Origin of the sequence: Marinomonas balearica, from assembly GCF_004362145.1 — a bacterium.
GTDB classification, from domain to species: Bacteria; Pseudomonadota; Gammaproteobacteria; order Pseudomonadales; family Marinomonadaceae; genus Marinomonas; species Marinomonas balearica.
In genome coordinates, this window is record NZ_SNXC01000009.1 from 62,283 (window position 1) to 83,913 (window position 21,631).

General features: G+C 42.9%; 17 protein-coding genes. 11 read left to right on the forward strand and 6 right to left on the reverse strand.

Annotated elements, in window-relative coordinates; genetic code table 11:
- Window positions 1–77 precede the first annotated feature (77 nt).
- The 4 genes from DFP79_RS01965 to DFP79_RS01980 all read left to right on the forward strand — a co-directional run bounded on the left by DFP79_RS01965 (window position 78) and on the right by DFP79_RS01980 (window position 4,583).
- Window positions 78–1,250, forward strand: coding sequence for a sirohydrochlorin chelatase (locus tag DFP79_RS01965; RefSeq protein WP_133502280.1), 1,173 nt, complete (start codon window positions 78–80; stop codon window positions 1,248–1,250).
- A gap of 357 nt (window positions 1,251–1,607) precedes the next feature.
- The gene (locus DFP79_RS01970) at window positions 1,608–2,642 is read left to right on the forward strand and encodes a TRAP transporter substrate-binding protein (RefSeq protein ID WP_133502281.1); all 1,035 of its coding nucleotides are present in this window, start codon (window positions 1,608–1,610) and stop codon (window positions 2,640–2,642) included.
- Window positions 2,643–2,709: 67 nt separating this feature from the next.
- A complete protein-coding gene (locus tag DFP79_RS01975; RefSeq protein WP_133502282.1) occupies window positions 2,710–3,252 on the forward strand; it encodes a TRAP transporter small permease subunit in 543 nt (180 codons plus the stop codon).
- Window positions 3,249–4,583 carry a TRAP transporter large permease gene (locus DFP79_RS01980; RefSeq protein WP_133502283.1) on the forward strand — a complete coding sequence of 445 codons (1,335 nt, stop codon included), beginning with the start codon at window positions 3,249–3,251 and terminating at the stop codon, window positions 4,581–4,583. Before DFP79_RS01975 ends, DFP79_RS01980 begins: the two co-directional genes overlap by 4 nt.
- Before the next feature lie 152 nt (window positions 4,584–4,735).
- Here the strand turns inward: DFP79_RS01980 and codB are convergent, their stop codons facing one another.
- Both codB and DFP79_RS01990 read right to left on the reverse strand, forming a co-directional pair.
- Window positions 4,736–5,995: a cytosine permease gene (gene codB / locus DFP79_RS01985; RefSeq protein WP_133502284.1), complete on the reverse strand. Its 1,260-nt coding sequence runs from the start codon at window positions 5,993–5,995 to the stop codon at window positions 4,736–4,738.
- Between the two features lie 111 nt (window positions 5,996–6,106).
- Complete coding sequence (locus DFP79_RS01990; protein ID WP_133502285.1) at window positions 6,107–7,036, reverse strand: LysR family transcriptional regulator; 930 nt, start codon at window positions 7,034–7,036, stop codon at window positions 6,107–6,109.
- A gap of 207 nt (window positions 7,037–7,243) precedes the next feature.
- Between DFP79_RS01990 and DFP79_RS01995 the strand changes: the two genes are divergently transcribed.
- Together DFP79_RS01995 and tdh are read left to right on the forward strand one after the other, a co-directional pair.
- The gene (locus DFP79_RS01995) at window positions 7,244–8,437 is read left to right on the forward strand and encodes a glycine C-acetyltransferase (protein ID WP_133502286.1); all 1,194 of its coding nucleotides are present in this window, start codon (window positions 7,244–7,246) and stop codon (window positions 8,435–8,437) included.
- Between the two features lie 92 nt (window positions 8,438–8,529).
- Window positions 8,530–9,552: an L-threonine 3-dehydrogenase gene (tdh, locus tag DFP79_RS02000; protein WP_208111389.1), complete on the forward strand. Its 1,023-nt coding sequence runs from the start codon at window positions 8,530–8,532 to the stop codon at window positions 9,550–9,552.
- A gap of 48 nt (window positions 9,553–9,600) precedes the next feature.
- Here the strand turns inward: tdh and DFP79_RS02005 are convergent, their stop codons facing one another.
- Together DFP79_RS02005 and DFP79_RS02010 are read right to left on the reverse strand one after the other, a co-directional pair.
- Window positions 9,601–11,010, reverse strand: coding sequence for a sigma-54-dependent transcriptional regulator (locus DFP79_RS02005; protein ID WP_133502288.1), 1,410 nt, complete (start codon window positions 11,008–11,010; stop codon window positions 9,601–9,603).
- A 43-nt stretch (window positions 11,011–11,053) separates the two neighbouring features.
- Window positions 11,054–12,772 carry a transporter substrate-binding domain-containing protein gene (locus tag DFP79_RS02010; protein ID WP_133502289.1) on the reverse strand — a complete coding sequence of 573 codons (1,719 nt, stop codon included), beginning with the start codon at window positions 12,770–12,772 and terminating at the stop codon, window positions 11,054–11,056.
- Window positions 12,773–13,166: 394 nt separating this feature from the next.
- Between DFP79_RS02010 and DFP79_RS02015 the strand changes: the two genes are divergently transcribed.
- The 3 genes from DFP79_RS02015 to DFP79_RS02025 all read left to right on the forward strand — a co-directional run bounded on the left by DFP79_RS02015 (window position 13,167) and on the right by DFP79_RS02025 (window position 17,884).
- On the forward strand, window positions 13,167–14,138 hold the full coding sequence (locus DFP79_RS02015) for a TAXI family TRAP transporter solute-binding subunit (RefSeq protein WP_133502290.1): 972 nt from the start codon (window positions 13,167–13,169) through the stop codon (window positions 14,136–14,138).
- A gap of 102 nt (window positions 14,139–14,240) precedes the next feature.
- Window positions 14,241–16,835, forward strand: a complete 2,595-nt coding sequence (locus DFP79_RS02020; protein WP_133502291.1) for a TRAP transporter permease — start codon at window positions 14,241–14,243, stop codon at window positions 16,833–16,835.
- 170 nt (window positions 16,836–17,005) lie between these two features.
- Complete coding sequence (locus tag DFP79_RS02025; protein WP_133502292.1) at window positions 17,006–17,884, forward strand: hypothetical protein; 879 nt, start codon at window positions 17,006–17,008, stop codon at window positions 17,882–17,884.
- A gap of 18 nt (window positions 17,885–17,902) precedes the next feature.
- Here the strand turns inward: DFP79_RS02025 and DFP79_RS02030 are convergent, their stop codons facing one another.
- Entirely contained in the window at window positions 17,903–18,139 is a 237-nt protein-coding gene (locus tag DFP79_RS02030) for a DUF1059 domain-containing protein (protein WP_243730197.1), read from the reverse strand.
- A 266-nt stretch (window positions 18,140–18,405) separates the two neighbouring features.
- Here DFP79_RS02030 and DFP79_RS02035 point away from each other — a divergent pair, with 266 nt between their 5' ends.
- Both DFP79_RS02035 and DFP79_RS02040 read left to right on the forward strand, forming a co-directional pair.
- A complete protein-coding gene (locus DFP79_RS02035; RefSeq protein WP_133502294.1) occupies window positions 18,406–19,251 on the forward strand; it encodes a delta-class carbonic anhydrase in 846 nt (281 codons plus the stop codon).
- 343 nt (window positions 19,252–19,594) lie between these two features.
- Window positions 19,595–21,016, forward strand: a complete 1,422-nt coding sequence (locus DFP79_RS02040; protein WP_166637620.1) for a sensor domain-containing diguanylate cyclase — start codon at window positions 19,595–19,597, stop codon at window positions 21,014–21,016.
- A 14-nt stretch (window positions 21,017–21,030) separates the two neighbouring features.
- On the opposite strand, the gene DFP79_RS02045 is transcribed toward DFP79_RS02040, so the two are convergent.
- The gene (locus tag DFP79_RS02045; RefSeq protein ID WP_133502296.1) at window positions 21,031–21,468 is read right to left on the reverse strand and encodes a BLUF domain-containing protein; all 438 of its coding nucleotides are present in this window, start codon (window positions 21,466–21,468) and stop codon (window positions 21,031–21,033) included.
- Between the last annotated feature and the right edge of the window lie 163 nt (window positions 21,469–21,631).

Below are 21,631 nucleotides of genomic sequence, written 5' to 3' on the forward strand. Positions count from 1 at the left end.
CTATCTGTACCCCTATTGGCACAAAATATAATTAGAAATTAGATAACATCTTACGATATCAAATAACGAGACGATTAATGAGCGAAACGACACAGGCTAAAAAAGGCATTATGATTTGCGGTCACGGCAGCCGTGATAAGGACGCAGAACGCGAGTTTGGTTTGGTTGCCGAAGGGTTAAAGCAACGCTTTCCTGATCTTCCCGTTGAATACGGATTTTTAGAGTTTTCCGCCCCAAATATACACATGGGGCTTAACCGTTTGTTAGAGCAAGGGGTTGATAATATATACGCAATTCCAGGGATGTTGTTTGCAGCGACACACGCAAAGAATGATATTCCTTCTGTTTTAACCACGTACGAAGAAAAGAATGCCGGTCTTCATGTGACGTATGGTCGTGAGTTGGGTCTTCAAGAAGACATGATAGAAGCATTTCAGGCACGCATTTATGAATCTCTAGGTATCGATCCAAATAACCCACCAGACAGCCTATACGACACGATGTTGGTTGTGGTTGGTCGTGGTACATCAGACACATCTGCGAATGCGGAAGCAACGAAATTAACGCGTATCGTAAATGAAAACATGGGGTTTGGTTGGGCGGATACTGTGTATTCAGGCGTGACTTACCCGTCTGTTGGTGTGGGTCTAGAGAAATTGCTTAAGCTGGGCTTTAAGCGCATTGTTGTTGCACCATACTTCTTGTTTACTGGACGTTTAATCAAGCGTATTCAAGGGTACGTTGATAAGGTGGCACAAGAAAACCCTGACATTGAGCTCATTCAAGCACACTATCTAAGTGACCATAGCCGTGTCATCGATGCATTTGAAAATCGAGTTAATGAAATCATGGATGGCTCACTGGAAGGTCAAGGTGAAGAAACACTTATGAGTTCGTTTAAGCGTCGTTTAGCTGCGGGTGAGGTTGATGTGCACCATCATCACGCTGAGTACGTGGATCCTGAGGATGACACTCAAGGGTTGTCTGTGTCAGATCATTCGCACAGTCATTCACATGGGCATTCGCACGACCACCATTCACACAGTCATGGTCATTCCCATAGCCATGGAGAAGGGCACCACCATCATGGCGTTTACCAGCATATTGGTCACCCATTGGGGCCTCGTACTATGATAGGTGAGAATATTTGTTGTTGCTTTATGGGACAATTTACAGCAGATATTTTGGAGGCAGAAAAGCACAAGATTGATGGCGATTGCACAAAAACGGCATTTGCTCATAAAAAGTAATAGCAGGTCTTCATCTCAGTTTTATAGGGTCTAAATGGGGGTAAGGGAGGCTGAATTTAAGCCACCTCCCTTTTCTTCTTTTTTGCCTTTTTTGTAAAAAGTGCGCCAAAAAGTAACACCTTTTCTTTTTTTATTCCTTTTTCACTTCCTCCATATTTAGCCTACCTTTCTTAATGCTTTGATTATCAAAGATTAAATTTATAATTCTTGTACGTTTTTTAAAATTGGTATAAACGTTGCCTATCTTAAAAGTTGAATATTCAATTAAATAGTGTTCTAAATTTTGATTGTTTTACGTCCAAATTTTGATTGTTTTACGTCCAAATTTTGATTTGTTCAAACTTTAAGGAGAAGGTTATGGGTTATAAATCTAAGTTGTTTGCAGGTGTAGCGTCTCTTTCTCTTCTCGCGGCACAAGCATTTGCCGCAGGAAGTACTCGTTTAGAAATTCAAAGTGCCTGGCCGCTTACGCTGCCTGCCAGCGGTGCCAGTGCAGAGCATTTCGCTAAGCAGCTAGAAGTCAGTGGGGCTGATTCGCTGAAGGTGCGATTGTACTCGGCAGGTAAACTGGTGCCGTCTTTGCAAATTTTTGATGCAGTGCAGCAAGGGACTCTCGATGCAGGCTACACCTCACCATTGTATGTAGCGGGTCGTTTTCCTGCGGTACAACTTTTTGGTGGTGTGCCATTTGGCCCTGACGCACTTGAATATGTTGGTTGGATATACAACGGCGGCGGATTGGATATTTGGAGAGAAATCTACGCGAAACAAGGTGTTGTAACTGTGCCATGTGGCATCATGGATTCAGAAGCTGGCGGTTGGTATAAGTTTGAGATCAACTCAATAGACGACTTAAAAGGTAAGAAAATTCGTTTCGCTGGCTTAGCTGGTGAGGTGATGAAGAAGTCTGGCGCTTCGGTTGTTCTGTTGGGAGGTGGAGATATCTATCCAAACTTTGAGCGAGGCGTAATCGATGGGACTGAGTTTTCAATGCCTGCAATCGATGCTGCAATGGGATTTGAGAAAGTAGCCCCTTATTATTATTTGCCTGGATGGCACCAGCCTGCGGCGATTACAGAATTAATTATCAATAAGCGAAAATGGGATCGAATGAGCGCACAACAGCATGCGTTAATCGAAAATGCGTGCAAAGATACGATGCTTTGGACCGTTACTTCGACATCCGTTGCCAACTCGGAGGCAATAGAGAAGTTTAAAGCGGCGGGTACTGAAATTAAATCATTTCCACCGAGTGTATTAGCGAAATTCAAATCGTCAACCGACGAGGTATTAAAAGAGCAATCAGAAAAGAATGCGGACTTTAAACGAGTATTGGACTCGTTGAACGCGTATCGCGAAGAAGTGGCATTGTGGTCGAAAAACCGTTCTTAATCTTGTAGCCATCGCAGGAACTCGCCTGCGATGGCGCTCACCTCTATTCTATTTGGTTGAGTAAATTATGTCGTTTCCTCGATATTTATCGCAGAAGATTGATTATGTTTCTGCACTAACAGGTAAGAGCGCTTCCCTTGTATTGCCTGTTCTCGTTATTACTATTCTTGTTAATGTCAGTTTGCGCTATGTGTTCAATATTGGATTGATCGAACTTGAAGAATTGCAGTGGCATTTAAACGCTATTGTGGTTGTTCTGTGTTTGGGTTACACCTTTCAGCATGATGAGCACGTTCGTGTTGATGTCTTGAGTCATCGCTTTTCACCTAAGACACGTGCTTGGTTAGAAATTTTTGGGTTATTGCTACTCTTCTTTCCGTTTACCGCACTTGTTACTTGGCATACTTGGCACATTGCAGCGTACTCATGGGAGCTTAGAGAGGGCTCGCCAATGCCATCTGGTCTTCCTGCACGTTACTTGATAAAAGGTGTTATGGCGCTCGGTAATAGCATTCTCGTTCTACAAGGCTTTTCTATTTTGTTGCAAAAACTGAGTATTGTTGCGGGCAATTCAAATGAGCAACATGCCAAGTCGGGAGATACCATATGAGCGTCGCCTTGGTTATCCTCTTATTTTCCTCGTTCTTAATATTCCTATTTACCGGCTTTCCCGTTGCCTTTGTTTTAGGTGGTGTTGGCGTATTATTCGCCATTTTAGGTAGTGTGCTCGCCGACGTTTTGGGCTATTACGATGTTGCAGAAATCCGTTCGATAGGTTTTGTTGCAAACCGTATATTCTCGACGATTTCAAATTACTCTTTGATCCCGATGTCTATGTTCATCTTTATGGGCTACTTGCTCGATCGTTCTGGTGTTGCCGAGCGACTTATAGCGGCAATGCATAAAGTGTTGGGAAGAACGCCTGGTGGGCTGTCAATCGCCGTGGTTTTCATCGGCGTCATTTTAGCCGCTTCAACTGGCATTATTGGAGCGTCGGTTGTTCTACTTTCGACGATCGCTTTGCCGTCTATGTTAAACGCAGGTTATGCTCGTTGGCTAAGTGCAGGCACAGTTGGTGCAACGGGCTGCTTAGGTATACTCATTCCGCCGTCTATTATGCTGGTGGTCATGGGAGATCAGCTTCGTTTGCCTGTTGGGGATTTGTTTACAGGCGCAATACTTCCAGGCCTCGTGTTAGCGCTGTGTTTTGTGAGCTTTATCTTTATTGTGGCGTTGGTTTGGCCTGAGACGATGCCGGCAACGAAAGATTCGGCGGAACGTTTTGATCGTCGGGCATTATGGGATCTCGTTGGCGCGCTGGTGGTACCTCTCGTTTTGGTGATAGCGGTCTTAGGATCGATTGTCGCCGGTATCGCGTCACCAACGGAAGCATCGGGTATTGGTGCGGCTGGTGCAATGGCGTTAGCAAAAGCAAATGGGCGACTAAGTTGGAAGGAGCTAAAAGACGTGTGTTATGCAACGGGTCGAACCGTAGCATTTTTATATGCGCTGATTTTTGGTGCTTCTTGTTTTTCCGTCGTCTTAAGAGGCTACGGCGGCGACGAAATCATTGAAAATGCGTTGCACTTCCTATCGCTTGGTCCAAATGGCACATTGATTCTAGTGCTTGGTATCATCTTTTTGCTGGGGTTCTTTCTGGATTGGATGGAAATTGTGCTCATTGTTGCACCGCTTTTAATGCCGATTCTGCTGCAATTTGGGTTAGACCCAATCTGGGTCGCGGTATTGATTGCGATTTGCTTGCAAACTTCTTTTCTCACGCCGCCCGTTGGAATGGCATTGTTTTATATACGTAGAGCCGCTCCGGCGGAGTTTAGCCTTGCTGATATTTATAAAGGTGCGATTCCCTTTGTGCTGTTACAACTGTTCGTTTTAGTGCTTGTTGCGTGTTTTCCTCAGTTGGTAACAGGTTTACTTTGACGTCAGTTCTAAGTAAGACGACGAGCCAAGTTAACGTATATTGAGCGAACGCAGAGTAAGCGAAAGCAGTCACTTAAAAAAGTAAGCGAAAAGGAATAGTAGCGAGAAAAGAGCGATGCATGGCATTGCTCTTTTCTCTGTCCTGTTACGTGTTAAGCCTGAGTTTCCGCTTCGGGCTGTGGTTGCTTTTCTAATTTAATTAACAACGTATAAAAAATGGCGGCGCTTAAAACACCGACAACAGGCGGTAGAATCGGGGTGAAGAACGCGCATGCACAGGCTAAAAAGTACGCTGTTAATCCAACCCCGTTGAACGACGGTAAGCGCGCTTCAGCAAGCTTTGGGTAGTGACCGTTATGTTTTATCCAAAAATCCGCCATAATGACGCCACCCAGAGGGGGTATAAAGGTTCCAAGTAAAATTAAGTATGGGATCAGATAGTTGTACATACCGCCCAAAGCTAGAGCGGTGCCAATAGCGGCGCCAGCCAACGTAACCAATTTACGTTTGTCTGTTCTTAATAAGTTACAGCCCGCCACAGCGAAGTTGTAAATAGTATTGTCTTGAGTCGTCCACAGGTTCATAAAAAGCATAAGGATAGCGAGAGAAATAGAGCCTTGTGCAATCATGACATCGACAATGTCTGCTTGTTGGTACATTAAGCTGCCGAGCGCTCCAGTAAGGATCATTAACCCATTACCGAGCACAAAGGCAGCAAGTGTGGCGTATATCGCGACCTTTCCTGATTTTGCAAATCGACTCCAGTTTGTCGCCTGCGTGCCACCACTCACAAATGTGCCGATAATAATGGTGATTGCAGTCGTAAAGCTCAAACTGTCATTTGATTCACTCGAAAACACGCCTTGTATTTCTGTGGTATCAAGAAAGCCTTTATATAGGCTTATCAAAATAAAGACCAGCATGGCGGGAACGGCGATGCGTGAAAGATAATCCATTCCTTTGTAACCTATCATGGCTGTAATACAGAATGCGAACCCGAAGAAGATTGTGAGAGGAACTTCAAGCGATGGCGCTAAAGAGAGGGTTTTGACCAAGACAACAGCAATGGTTGCTGCGCCCCAAGCGTACCAACCGACTTGAGTGAAACCGAGCAGCAGGTCAGATAGTTTGCTGCCTTTCTCTCCAAAACAAAAACGCCCCATTAAAATCGCGTTTAGGCCACTTTTGTATGCAATGTAGCCCAGTGCTGCTGCGTATCCGCCTAATAGTAAATTGCCTATTAATATCGCAAGTAGCATTTCTGTCATGCTAAAAGCGGCGCCAATTTTTCCTCCTGCAAACATAGTTGCAGTGAAAAATGTGAATCCCATCAACACCATACATGTCGAAAACATGCCTTTTCGAGCAGATTGTGGCACTTCTTCCAAAGGATAATCCGTTGCTTCACTCATAATAGCCTCCGTTCTATAGAATTATTAAAACTGACTTTTAGCCAGCTAGAATAAAAATCAAGCAACCAAAGTGCCATAATATGGAAATGGGAGACATTTTCATTAATTTGACTATTGGTGTGGTTGGTCGAGCTTTGTCGATAAGTGATTCATCATAAAGTCGATAAAAGTACGCAGTCTAGCCGGCATATAACGCGTTTGAGCGTATTGCATTATGATGGATCCATGATAACTGCTTTTAATATGCCAACTGGGTAGCACTTGTACGACGTCTTTTTTCTCAAGTGCCTCCTTCACGACAAAATCGTGAAAAATACCTATTCCAAGGCCTTGTTTCACTCCATTTAAGCGCATTTGCGAGTGATTTACGGCATATCGGCCGCCAACGGAAACTGAATAAGATTCGTGTAAGTTCATAAAGGTCCAAATGTTATCTTTGTCGTTTTCTGCTAAGTACAAACAATCGTGGTTAATAAGATCATTTGGGTGTTTAGGTATGCCTTTGCGAGAGAGGTAATCTGGACTTGCACAGACCATTAATGCCGTTTTTCCGATGTTCTTCATGACCTGATTTTCATCGGGTTGATCTGTTAATCGAAACGCCACATCAATGTTGTCGTTGAATATGTCAATGTGGCCGTCGGCGGCACGTAATTTGAGCTGAATTTTTGGGTGCTCTAATAAAAATGGCACGATCAAAGGTTGAATCACGGAGAACAAAAATGCCTCAGGCGCTGCAACGGTAAGCTCGCCAGCGGCTTCAGCGTGCTCAGCGTCTGAAAGTTCTACCGCATTTTGAGCCGCATTGATCATCACAAGGCATTGTTCATAAATTCTTTGACCAGCAGCTGTAATAGCCAGCTTACGTGTTGAGCGCTCAAGCAGTTTGACAGACAACGCATTTTCTAATCGAGTAACCAGCTTACTCAATGCAGAGGGGGTGACTCCTAATTTATGGCTTGCAGCCGTAAAGCTGCCTTCGTTGACGATAAGAATGAAGGTAGCGAGGTCTGGCAGTAGTGAGATGAGTTGCGGAGTCATGCTGTTTTGTCACCTGAAGCAAAGGAGTTCTAAAGACATACATAGAATATTATAGATTTCAGGTTGCTGAATATCTTTTATTTGGTCTTTAGATTCATAAATGATTTTCCTGAAGCTAGTCTAATGTACGGCGAGTTCATGGCATATAGTTTTTAGAAGTAGCGAAGAGTTAGCGCTCTTTAATAAATTTTAACGGTAGGTAACGCCATGTCTTCTGAATTCTATAGTCAACTTAATGCCCAGATTGATGTTTTAAAGCAGGAAGGCTTGTACAAATCCGAGCGTGTTATTACATCCGCTCAAAACGCCGCGGTTGACGTCGCATCGGGTAACAATGTATTAAATTTTTGTGCAAATAATTACTTAGGGCTCGCTAACCATCCGGAACTTATTCAAGCTGCTCATGAAGGCTTAGAAAAGCACGGTTTTGGTATGGCGTCGGTGCGATTTATCTGCGGTACGCAGAATATTCATAAAGAGCTTGAGAATAAACTGTCTAATTTTCTCGGTATGGAAGAAACGATTTTGTATTCCTCTTGCTTCGATGCCAACACGGGCTTATTTGAAACTGTGTTAGAAAAAGAAGATGCCATTATTTCAGATGCTCTGAACCATGCTTCCATTATTGATGGTGTGCGTTTATGTAAAGCAAAGCGCTTTCGATACGCCAACAATGATATGGCTGATCTTGAGCGACAATTGATTGCAGCTGACGGGGCAGGTGCTCGTCACAAAATGATAGTGACCGATGGAGTGTTCTCTATGGATGGCATTGTGGCAAACTTACCTGCCGTATGTGATCTCGCGGATAAATATAACGCACTTGTAGTTGTTGATGATTCTCACGCAGTTGGTTTTATGGGAGAGAACGGGCGTGGAACCCATGAATATCACGATGTTGTAAATCGTATTGATATTATTACCGGAACATTAGGTAAAGCGATGGGGGGCGCATCGGGTGGTTATACGTCAGGCAAAAAAGAAGTGGTTGATTGGCTGCGTCAACGCTCTCGTCCTTACTTGTTTTCAAATTCTTTAGCGCCGTCTATTGTCAAAGCGTCTATCCATGCTTTGGAGATGCTAGAGAACAGCAGTGAACTTAGAATTCGGCTTTGGAAAAATGCCAATTACTTTAGAGCTCAAATGCGCAATGCAGGGTTTAAGTTGGCGGGAGCGGATCACGCTATCATTCCTATTATGTTAGGCGATGCCAAAATTGCGTCAGAGTTTGCTGAAAAAGCGTTGAAGAAAGGCGTTTATGTCGTCGGTTTTTCTTATCCGGTTGTGCCAAACGGTTTGGCGCGAATTCGTACTCAAATGTCGGCTGCTCATACAAAAGATCAACTTGATCATGCAATCGACACGTTTATCAGTGTCGGCCATGAAATGGACATCATATAGGAGATCACGTTATGGCACTTTTACAGGCAACATCGGGCACAACAATTTCTTGTAAAACCAAGAGTGATACGCGATTAGAGCAAGTGTCGACAATCTCTGCTTTGTCTAAGCTCAAGGCAGAGCAAGGGTTGTGGATGACGCAAGTTCAAAAACCTATACCAGGCCCAAATGATTTACTCATTCAAATTAAAAAGATGGCCATTTGTGGCACGGATGTTCATATCTATAATTGGGATGAGTGGGCTCAAAATACGATTCCAGTACCAATGGTAGTTGGGCATGAATACGTTGGCGAGGTGGTGGAAGTCGGGCAGGAAGTAAACGGATTTGATATAGGGGATCGAGTTTCTGGAGAAGGGCACATTACGTGTGGACATTGCAGAAACTGTCGAGGTGGGCGTACCCATCTTTGTCGAAATACCATCGGTGTGGGCGTTAATCGTACAGGCTGTTTTTCGGAGTTTTTAGTCATACCGGCTTATAACGCTTTTAAAATTCCGGTTGAGATACCAGACGACATAGCGGCGATTTTTGATCCGTTTGGTAATGCATTACATACCGCATTGTCATTTGATTTAGTCGGAGAAGACGTTTTGATTACGGGTGCAGGGCCCATTGGCATTATGGCCGCTGCGATAGCAAAACATGTTGGTGCTCGCCATGTCGTTATTACCGATGTGAACGACTACCGACTTGAACTCGCTAAAACGATGGGAGTAACGCGCGCCGTTAATGTAGCTCATGAATCCCTGTCAGATGTAATGAATGAACTTAAAATGACAGAGGGTTTTGACGTGGGAATGGAGATGTCTGGCATCCCTGCAGCCTTTAGCGATATGTTGCTTGCAATGAATCACGGTGGACGTATTGCTATTCTTGGTATTCCTCCCTCTGATACCTCAATTGATTGGAAGCATGTCATCTTTAAGGGGTTAGTTATTAAAGGGATATATGGAAGAGAGATGTTTGAAACTTGGTACAAAATGGCCAGTTTGGTTCAATCGGGCTTGGATTTAACGCCTATGATTACCCATCACTTCCCGATTAAAGAGTTTCAGACTGGTTTTGATGTTATGCGCTCAGGAAACTCTGGAAAGGTATTGTTGGAGTGGTAGTTGTGGTCTGATATGGACTTAATTAACCTAAAAAAGAAAGAAGCCAATTCATTCAGAATTGGCTTCTTTCATGTTCTTTAATCGCTTGCTTAAGGCGGGCTGAGAAATCCCCAGCATCTGAGAAGCTAGCGACTGGTTTCGATCTGCACGAAGCATCGCTTCATTTACCAGCATTTCGGACAGTTGATTCAGCGTTGGTAGAGGCTGATTTTCTGAAAACTTCACTTTTTCTTCGCCGAAATTCTGAATGCTTACATTTTCTAAAATGGCGTCAAACGGCGTAGTTGCTAGAGTCTCTCCTTGAGTCTGACTAACACTGTCATAAACGAGCGCTCTTAATTCACGCGCATTACCGGGAAAAGGGTAATGCATCAGTCGACTGGGCAAGCTTTTCGGAATCTTTAAGGGCGCTTTACCCATTTCCTCACAGGCAACGCGCATGAAGTGATTTAAAAGAGGAGGGATATCTTCGGATCTTTCTCTCAGAGGCGGGATATCCACGCGATGAGTTCTTAAACGATAGAATAGATCTTTTCGGAACTTTCCTTCGGATTGCCTTTCAGCAAGGTCTTGATGGGTTGCAACGATGACTCGTGCTTCTATTCTTTTGGGACGATCGCTCCCGATCGGGTAGTATTCACCTTCTTGAAGTAAGCGGAGCAGCTTTATCTGAGATGCTGGGCTTAAATCGCCTATCTCGTCTAAAAAAAGCGTTCCACCAGATGCTCTTTCTACTAATCCAGAACGTTGTTTGTCCGCTCCCGTAAACGCACCTTTGGAATGCCCAAATAACGTATCAGAAAATATGTTGTCGTCTAGGCCGGCGACGTTAACCGTAACCAGTTCACCACTGCGTTTGCTCGCCGCATGTGTTGCTTGTGCAATTAATTCTTTACCGACGCCACTCTCGCCTGTGATCAAGAGAGGTTGATTGCTTTGTCCTATAGATTCTAAATAGCGGAACACAGAATACATTTGATTATTGACCGTGATAATAGAGGAAAAATAATCGGATTTTTGCGCTGTGTTAGATAAGAGCTGGGTACGTAGAGCGTGATTTTCTAAGCTAAGTTCTTGCGTGTTAATCGCTCGTTTAATGGATTCGAGAATTTGTTCTTGATCCGCAGTCTTTACGATGTAATCAAAGGCTCCTTTTTTTACGCAATCTACTGCTGCATCTATTTGATTCAAACCACTGAAAATAATAACGGTGATATCTGGATGCTCTTCCGTAAACCAATTGAGAAGTTCTTGCCCCGATATAATGGGCATAGTTAAGTCAAGCAGCACCAAGCCTACTTGCTCTGTACTCACAATATTTTTGACATCTTGAGGTGATGAGCAAGTCATTAAATTGTTGTAGCCCTGACGCTCAAGAGTCAGCGACATACTTCGCAGAAAGGATACTTCATCATCAATTAATAGAATTTTGAATTGTGGGTAAAAACGTGTGTTCAAATCGAACTCCTAATCGTGTACCAGCGCCGCTCTATTGATTCATCTATTCGCTGATTTCAGCGGGTTCAATGCCGGGCAAAATAGCAGTAACCGTTGTACCTATTCCGAGTTCCGATTCGAATGTTAAACGTCCTTTGTGTGCTTTTATTATGCCTGCGGAGACAGACAATCCCAAGCCTGTCCCTCCCATTTCTCTTTTTGTCGTAAAGAATGGATCTGTTAAGCGAGGTAAATCTTCTGGTGAAATACCATCGCCTGAGTCGATTATTGTGATGTAAACTTCTTTTTTGTCGAGACTGAAATTTGTGCTGATTTCCAGTGTTTTATTCACTTTTTTAGAGCTTTGAAGCGCGTCGCATGCATTAATAATGAGATTAATTATGACTTGCTCAATGCGTTGCGGGTTTGCAATGATTGTGGGCTCAAATTGATCTAGGTGAATGGTAAAGTGATCAACCGATTTTTGGATCGATTTCTCTACAAGCCTTATAGCAGCGTTCGTAAGTTTGTTTACATCGACTTCATGAACGACTTCATCTGGCTGAGCTCTCGCGAAGTCTTTAAGATCATTTACGATGTTGCGAATTCTTTCAGAACTCATTTGCATCTCTTCTAATAGAAAAGGCAATTCGCTCTTTAATCTCGGATAAGGTAATCCAGCGATTGTTAAGCGCTGATCTTTTTCGTATATCTCATCCAATATTGGCAGTATGTCGTGCCAAGCGTCTTTCAATATGGGGAGATTTAACAGTAGCAGCCCCGTAGGGTTGTTAATTTCGTGTGCAACGCCGGAAACAAGAACGCCTAACGACGTCATTTTATCGGCTTGGATCAATTGTTCTTGTTGCTCTTTTAGTTGCCGTGATCGCTTTTCTACTTCTTTTCGTAACATGGCGGACCATACGGTAACAGCCCCAAGAATTATGATTAAAACGAGAATGGTGTAGAGCGCATACTGACCAAGCTTTTTCCATTGAACTTTAGGCTCGTTCAGAGCGCCTAGCCATTTATCATAGATTTCTTGTTGTTTGCCTGTATTTTTTAAAATGGCCAAACCTTCACTAAATAGAGCAATCAGGTCTTCATTTTTTGGAAGTGCGCCGTACCCTAATCGTTGTCCTGAGACGGGTCGTCCAGCGGGGTGGATATTATGTAGCCCTAGCTCTTTGCTCAGATATAGGCTAGGAAGATTCGCCGTCAGTGCAAAATCGTGCTTTCCGGACGCTAATAACCTAAGTGCTTCTGCATGCGTTGCTGTGGGGATGGGAATAGCTTTGGGTATTTTTTCCTTTAGGTATTCGTGCATGATGCTCGAGTTTTGAACAATGACTTCCTTCCCCGAGAGTTCACTAATACTTTGTATTTCCGGTGCTCCCTTTCGGGCAAAGATAGATTGGTTTGCAATAGAATGAGGTGATGAAAAGAGAATATGTTCTGCTCTTTTTTCGGAAAAAGCGATGCCTTGTAAAACGTCGTATTTGCCGGTTTTTAGACCTTTATAAGCTTCCTGCCAATTGGTGAGTATTATTTTTACTTCAAACCCCATGACCTCAGCAATGGCGTTGGTTATGTCCACGGTATAGCCCGTGGGCTCTCCATTTTTATCGGCGAATTCGTAGGGTGGGTAATTGTAATCTGCCGCTATTGTTATTGTTCGTTTATCAATATGACGCTCTCTGTCTCTGGCGTTAATATCGTTTGGAGATGCAAACATAAATGTGCAAATCAGTACGACTAAGAGAGATTTGATGATTGATTTCATTTGGCTAAAACTTCGACAGATTTTATTGTGCGCAATATTAACGAGTAATGTTATGAAAATGAAGAGGAGTAAAATTTTCTGATTGAGGTGGATGAAAATCAACCTATAACTTTTGTTATATGTATTGATTTTGTTATAAATGTTCAAATTTATCGCAAGGCCTTCTGTTTAGGGCGGTTGCACGCAAATGAGATTAGATGGTGGCGATTTAGAGAATGAAGTATATAACAAAAGTTATAGTATACGTGTTGCGTTTTTTTATGGGTGTGTTGTTAAAAAAATAATAAAAAACAATGGGTTATAAGCTAATTTGTCGAGTTGGCACTCTCTTTGCGATAGTTTCCTCCGATTTTTCTATTTATTTTAAATAATATGACACAACGAGGAATTTTTTATGACCATTAAAAAAGCGATATTATCTTCGATTTTTGTTGGATCAATGGCCGTGTCTGGCGCCGCTGTATCATCTGACATGCAGTTTATTTCGATAGGTACTGGCGGTGTTACGGGTGTTTACTATCCTGCTGGTGGTTCAATCTGCCGTATGCTAAACAAAGGACGTAAAGAGCATGGCATTCGTTGTTCTGTAGAATCAACGGGCGGATCAGGTTACAACGTAAACAGCATTCGAGCGGGTGAACTTGAATTCGGTGTTGCGCAATCTGACGTTCAATCTGATGCATTGGAAGGGAAAGGACAGTTCAATAACAACCCGTATCCGAAATTACGCTCAGTATTTTCTCTTCACCCAGAGCCTATTCATATGATGGCACGCGAAGATTCTGGTATCTCTTCGCTGGATGATTTCGAAGGGAAGCGAGTCAACATAGGTAACCCAGGTTCAGGTAACCGCTCTATGATGGAAATGCTTATGGCGGAAAAAGGTTGGACAAAAGACAACTTTGCTTTTGCAGCTGAACTAAAATCTTCAGAAATGGCTCAGGCAATTTGTGACGACAAATTTGACGTTACAATTTTCGTTGCGGGCTTACCGAATGGGTCTGCACAAGAAGCGACTACAACCTGTGATATTAAACTGATTCCAATGACGGATGACGCTTCAATGGCTGTTATTAAAAAGCAGGGCGCATATTCACAAGCAATCATTCCGGGTGGCATGTACACAGGTAACCCAAATGACGTTCCTACATTTGGCCCTAAGGCAACGATTGTGACATCAACAGACGTGTCTGACGAAGTGGTTTACCAACTAACTAAATCTGTTTTTGAAAATCTTGAATCGTTCAAGCGTTTACACCCAGCATTTTCTCGTTTACAGCCTGTAGAAATGGTTCATACCTCTTTGGTTGCACCATTGCATCCGGGTGCTGAAAAGTACTACCGCGAAGCGGGCTTAATTAAATAATCCTACCGTTATTTCAACCTTAGTTATAACTGTAATGCCTTCATTGAGCACAGATTAATAATCTGTGCTCACTTTTTTTATTTGTGTTTATCGGAGTTCCGTATGTCTACGACTACTTCTGAACCCATGTCTAATGACAAGCTTGACGAGTTGGTTGCTGAAGCCGATACAGGGAAACGTATGCCTACGGGTAGGATTGCGTTATCGCTACTCTTTGTCCTGCCTTTGTGTTGGTCTTTATTTCAGCTTTGGATTGGATCACCTTTACCGTCTCAGTTTGGTATTGGTTTTCTCAATGATACTCAGTCTCGTGCTCTTCATTTAGCCTTTGCCGTTTCATTGGCGTTTTTGGCTTTTCCTGCATTCAGCAAGAGTCCGACATTTAAAATTCCGGTACTTGACTATTTATTTGCGCTCACCGCAGCATTTTGTTCCGCATACTTATTTTTATTTTATGATGAGTTAGCGATGCGTCCAGGCCTGCCGACGTCGTTTGATTTGGTTGTTTCGATTGTCGGGTTATTGCTGACACTGGAAGCGGCTCGTCGATCTCTTGGGCCGCCGTTAGCCATTGTTGCAATTCTCTTTCTCCTTTATGTCTTTTTTGGCGATTCCACATGGCTTCCTGAGGTTATTCGATGGAAAGGTGCCTCTATTGAAAAGGCCATGACTCACATGTGGCTTACCACAGAAGGAGTATTTGGCATCGCACTGGGAGTGTCATCTGGTTTTGTATTTCTATTTGTGTTGTTCGGTGCCTTGTTAAATCAAGCAGGAGCGGGCAACTACTTTATACAAGTCGCTTTTTCTTTACTCGGGCACATGCGTGGTGGCCCAGCAAAAGCAGCGGTACTGTCTTCTGCGATGACAGGACTAATTTCGGGATCATCCATTGCGAACGTGGTAACTACAGGGACTTTTACGATCCCATTGATGAAGAAGGTCGGCTTTAGCGCTGAAAAAGCAGGGGCGGTCGAAGTGTCTTCTTCTGTGAATGGCGTGATCATGCCTCCTGTCATGGGCGCTGTTGCTTTCTTGATGGTTGAGTATGTAGGCATTCCTTATATTGAGGTTGTAAAACATGCCTTTCTCCCTGCTGCTATTTCTTATATCGCATTGCTTTACATCGTGCATTTAGAAGCAATGAAAGCCGATATGAAGGGCCTGCCTCGTTCTACTCCAGCGCGCCGTTTCTCTGAGCAGTTGATTCGTACTGGAATCATAGTATCAAGTATGCTGATTCTGGTCGGTGCACTTTATTATGTGATTGTTGCGATTAAATGGTTATTGGGTGACTTCGCTAATCTAGCGCTGGTTCTGTTCGTGGTATGCGGGTATTTCTCTTTGCTCTATGTGTCTTCAAAAAGCGCTGATTTAGACTTAGATGCAACGGGTGGAAAGATTGAGAAGTTGCCAATTTTTGCCGATATCTATAAATCAGGTTTGTACTACCTTGTACCTTTGGTTGTACTGGTTTGGTTTTTAATGGTTGAGCGCAAATCGCCAGGACTTTCTGCGTTTTGGGCGTCCATGTTAATGGCATTTATCCTGTTCACTCAAAAGCCTATAAAAGCTTGGTTTAGGCGAAACACCGTAGAAGGTTCGGTAACTAACCTTTCTACACAATGGAAGTCAGGTCTTATTGATTTGGTTGACGGCTTAAATACGGGCGCACGCAATATGATAGGCATCGGTGTTGCGACCGCGACAGCTGGGGTAATCGTTGGCACTGTAACGCTAACTGGAGTCGGACAGGTTATGGCTGAATTCGTTGAGCTAATCTCCGGCGGTGTTCTGATTATTATGCTTCTTATGGTGGCTTTGATCTCATTGGTATTGGGGATGGGCTTACCAACGACGGCCAATTACATTGTCGTGTCCTCATTAATGGCCAGCGTTGTGGTTGAACTCGGTGCTCAATCCGGTTTGATCGTGCCAATGATTGCTGTACATATGTTTGTATTCTATTTTGGCATTATGGCAGATGTCACACCTCCAGTTGGTTTGGCGTCTTTTGCCGCTGCTGCCGTCTCCGGTGGTGATCCTATTAAAACTGGATTTACGGCTTTCTTTTATTCGATGCGTACCGCGTTGTTGCCGTTTTTGTTTATTTTCAATACGGATCTGTTATTGATTGATGTAACTTGGTGGCAAGCTATTTTTGTCTTTATTGTTTCCCTCGCAGCAATGCTTGTGTTTGCTGCTGGTACTCAAGGTTACTTCTTTGCTCGCAGTAAATTGTGGGAAAGTGCGTTGTTAATATTGATTGCGTTTACTTTATTCCGCCCCGGTTTTTGGTTGGATCAGGTTGAAGCGCCATACAGTCATATTACGGGCAGTGAGATGATGTCTTATATTGAGGCGCACCCAAATACGACAGAAGTTCGATTATCGGTTGAAGGTGAGAACCTAGAAGGCCGATGGATTGAGAAAACGGTGAATTTACCACTTAGCTCTATGGGCAGCGCAGAAGATCGTCTTTTTAAAGGTGCGGGATTAGAAGTGCGTAATGAGGAAGGGCGTGTATTTATCGATAATATGGGCTTTGGTAGTGCCGCTGAAAAGCAAAAGTTAGATTTTGATTGGGAAATCACCGGAGTGGAAATCGAAAATGATCGACCTGCAAAGGAATGGTTCTTTATTCCTGCTTTCCTGATTTTAGCGTGGATCATAATTCGCCAGCGCAAACGAATGTAGAAACATTCTGAAAACCTCTTTGGAAGTACCTGATTAAGGATGGCGGGTACTTTCTTTTTTCTTTCCCTTTTTGTCGTTTTTATTTTTACCATTTATATTCCTGTCTTAAGCTTTCCTAAAGGTTCAGTCGCTAAAGTGACCTTAGTTCAACGTAATTAAGGAAGAAACTTATGCCTCGCTACCGCCACTACGCCGACTTTATGCGTCTTGTACGCCATGCAAACAGCCATTTTGAAACACATCTACCAAGTGGGATACATCAGCTCATCGAAGTTTTGAATGATGATTCTTGTACTTTATCAAGAGTTCAAGACGCGTTGAGCAATGTAAATGCTACGAGAATCCGTAAATACCGCGAGGCTCTGTGGTTTCTAAAAGCGTCCTATCCAGGTTTAGGGCAACGTAGGTTGAGTATTGGGGAATTAGGTAAAGCGGAAGCCACAAAGTATACAAGAGCACCTTTAACTGCATCCTATAATCCTGAGGTAATACCCCCAGTGCGTCACAAACCTCAGTCAAATAAATTAGGTAAAACGGTTGAGGAGTGGTTGCTCGATTTTAATGGAAGTGTTTCGATTATTTTGATTCATCTATCGGATTATGTTGCCAATATGGACGATGTTTTTAACGAGCGTAAGTCGGTAGATCATATGAAATCCGTACTTAGAATTGGCAATATGAAAGGAGCGGATGTTGCGTGTCTTCATATAAAATCAACTCCCCTTTGTATGGAACTCGAAACCGAGGTTCAAAAATACGGAACACGGCGGCAGAATTTTCGGACACCTAGGCATCATATGGGCACGACCAATGCGCTCTTTAGGGCAATGTGTGTCAGTAAAGATGCTGTTATTGTTATGGGCTTTGACGCCAATGTATGTGTTAATGCAAATATGTTTGGAACATCGGATAAAGATGCAAATGACGTCTTAGCAACACCTATTACGGCACTCACCAATGTGATTACTTCGCGTTCGCTATTAGTCACAGACGGAGTGATATGTCCCGCTATGGGAGGAACAGAGTGGGGACCACTTTACATGGATTAGGTCGCAAGTGCTCACATTTTATTCGCTGTCTATCTCCGGCAAGGAAGCAAATAATCGTTTTTTATCTGCCATCCAATCTGAAAGCCCTGATGGTTTGGCCATGATGTCTCTCATTGCTTCCATGGCCCTTAGATGAGCCTCATCGCCTTGTTTTAACATGTGTGTCCCATGCGCCTTGCTAAGTTCGGCTATTTCATTAAAGGTGTTTCCTTTAAATACCATGTCACACGCGCCCCCAAGTTGTTTACATGTCATTGATTTCAAAATAATTCTCCGTTGAACTTATAAATTCTAGTAATATTAATCCTAGCCGACAATATCAAAGTTATCTTAGCTGACTATCGAAAAACCGGCCATCAAACAGTATGTCTTTGTATCGCTGGAAAAGGTCAAAATTGATTCATGAATTTTTCATGTTTTTTTTACAGCGAGCCGCTTAGAATTGTCGTGCTTTGTAATTAAATGTAAATATTACTGTTCTAGTATAAAGCAAGTATTGAAACATCGATTCAGAGGTAAGTATGAAGAAGGTAATTTCGTTGATCATGGCGTCAGTTATTGCGCCAACGACCGTATTCGCAAGTGAGCACACCGCGTCACAAGATGTGATTGCCGAACAAAGGCAAGAACTGGCAGAGAATACCTTTGGTAAAGGGTTTGGGCCACAAGCTCCACGTGATATCGATGCTCATTATGGGAGCAACAAGCGAGCATTTTCTACGGCTCCGAAATACCAGAAAATGAACCTATGTAATATTCATTTTCATAAAAATGCAGAACATAAAGGCGGTCAATTTACGACATTTGCTGGCGCAGGTGACGGTCACGGTTATAACAGCGGTTACAAATACGATGGCGTTCTTACAAAAGCAGAACTAAAGCCAGCAGGTGACATTTGTGATAGCAAACACGGTGGCCTAGATTCTGGTGACACGATTGAAGTGCACTATGTTTTCTCCACTGCGGCCATTGAACCTGGCCCGACTTTAGGTTCTTGCTTAAGTCCAGATGTGATCAACAACCCTCAACTTCGTGTTGAATCACAAGTGTTTGTGGCTGTGAATGATGAAAATGCCCAAGACTTTATGGCGTTGGTTGCTCATGAGAAGCAAAATGGACTTTATCAAGCCACAGGTATACCAAGTGATACTGGTAACCCTGTCGAGTATGCTGGCTCAACAACGGGTCCTGGCTACAATGAAACTGGCTCACCATTTCAAGTAACTTGGAATGTTCGCCCGTTGGTATCAAAAGTGAATATCAAAACGGTCGGCGAATGGTGTAAAGGAAACGTCTTTAAAGAAGACCATGCTCACGGAGTTCGTAATCTAATCACGAACCCTGAGTTACTTTCTCAAATTCCTTAAGTAAATTACTAAAGCGATAGAGAATAAGGCCATCACTCCAGTCTACTGGAGTGATGGCCTTTTATTTATTTATTTATTTGTTTATTTATTTGTTGTTGCCACATTATCGACTGGTCTCAGTCCGTCTAATTTTTCTTCATACTTCCTGTATTCGCCCAACGCGACGTCTTTTGAAACAATGTCTTTATCGTGATTTTTGTTCATTTATGTAATTTGCAAATTTTTGGCATATACAAAATGGCGATACCTATTAAGCTTGAAGGGTACGTAAGTTTGTAGAATACGATCGATACATCAAAGACATCCGTCATTTATGACAACTTAAATAAGTAGAGGAATGTGTATGTCTAACGGTGTGAGTCAGCTGTCACCTTCGACTTGGTATGCATCTACGATTTTCGCATTCGGAATCGCAGCAACGGTTTTTGTGTGTGCAGTGCTTGGTATTTTGACTCGTCCAGAAGGAATGCCTGCGATTATTTGGCCATCGAACGCTATTATTCTTGGCGTTATGATTCGGTTTCGTCAGTATTGCCGTTATCTTATTCTTGGGTTTTCATTTTGTGCATTGGTTGCTGCCGATGTGGTAACGGGCAGTGTGTTTTGGCAGGCGTTTGGGTTCACATTTGCAAACATAGTCAGCGTTGTACTCTGTTACTTGATATTGACTCGATGCCCCGGTTTGGATTCTCAACTTCGAGAAAAATACTCGATTCTACACTTATTGTTGGCTTGTTCCGTAAGCGCCATAGTTGGCGGAATGGTTGGCGCTTCTATTTTCTACTATTTCAGCGGTCATGGCTTTTTACAAAGCTTTGTTTTGTGGTTCACCGCTGATATTTCCAGTACATTTGCAGTATTACCTGTGTTGTTGACTCTTCCCGATCGTTTTAACAGATTATGGAATAATATTAATTTCAAGCGTAGAAATGTGGTCCCCGTCGTCTCTGTCGTGCTTGCTACAGCACTTACAATGACTATTTCAGGGCCCGGCGCAGTGGCTTTTCCAATCTCAGCTCTTATTTGGTGTGCTTTAACCTATAGTTTGTTTGTGAATGCAGTGATAAGCATGTTACTCGCCGTATTTTTGTATACGATGGAAGCGCTTAATTTGATCGCTATATTTTCATCCGTTCATTTTGTGTCAGATATTGTATCGTTCCGCATTGGTGTCACGATGCTGGTATTAGCCCCGTTAGCGGTGGCTTCCATAAATATATCTCGGTTGGATATCATTAAAGACTTGGATTATGCAGTGAATCATGATCATCTGACCCGAGCGATGTCCAGAGGAGCTTTCGAATCAAGTGTTCAACAGCATGCTCATTCTGAAGAAGCAAAACATTCTGCGGCCTTTATTATGATGGATATTGATCATTTTAAGGTGGTAAACGATCGATATGGACACTTAGGGGGAGATCAGGTTTTAATCAAATTTTCTCACCTCGTAGAAAATTGTTTAGCTGACACAGATCTGTTTGCCCGAATGGGAGGAGAGGAGTTTTGCGCATTAATCCATGATAAAAGCTACTCGGAAGTAATAGAGCTCGCTGACACGATCAGGGAAAAGGTCAGTCGTCTCAAAGTGACGTCTTTGGATAATCGAGAGATGATGATAACGGTCAGTATAGGACTGTTTTTTAAATCTGAGGGGGAAGTGTGCCACCTAGATGAAGCTCTGATTGGTGCAGATAGGGCGTTATATCGAGCGAAGGAGGCAGGGCGCAATTGCTTGTATTGCACCCAAGCCGCAAAGACTGCATAGAACTGCGCAGAAGCTCAACCCTCGTTATTTTTTAGCGCGTTGTCTGCTTCATCCCTTATTTCTAAGAGAAGCATGAATGCTCCTTCTGGTGTCATGTGATACGGATCAAATAGACCATTAGCATTGTATTTGAAAAAGAGTTTTATCAATGTGCCTGTATTTTGTAAATACCCCATATTCCAATTTGGGAACTCTCTAAAATTGACACTTTGGTAGTCTAAAATTTCTAGCTTCTCGTGACGAGAATCGCTCGCGATGCGATGGTAGATCGCATTGACATTTTCACGAGAGCCTTCTAGGCATTGCAAAAAATAGTGGCGATCAAATGTAAGCATGCCGGTGACATTCTCTTTCGCGTTATTTCTTTGCGCAGAGGCAAGTATTTGTTTTATGTCGTCGGCGTTAAAGCTATCACTAATAGTACTTGCGTAAAGTAGGCGAACTAAGCTCATTGTTCTCCTCCGTCAATTCTAACTTGTTAATTTATATTGAAAGTAATGATCTAAGAGTATCTTGACCAAAGATTAGTGCGATCTGTTATATTGGTCAAATTTGTGTAAACAGGCTGCTTCTAGAATTGAAATTATCTTAGTCTGCAGCAGGCTAATCCGAAGC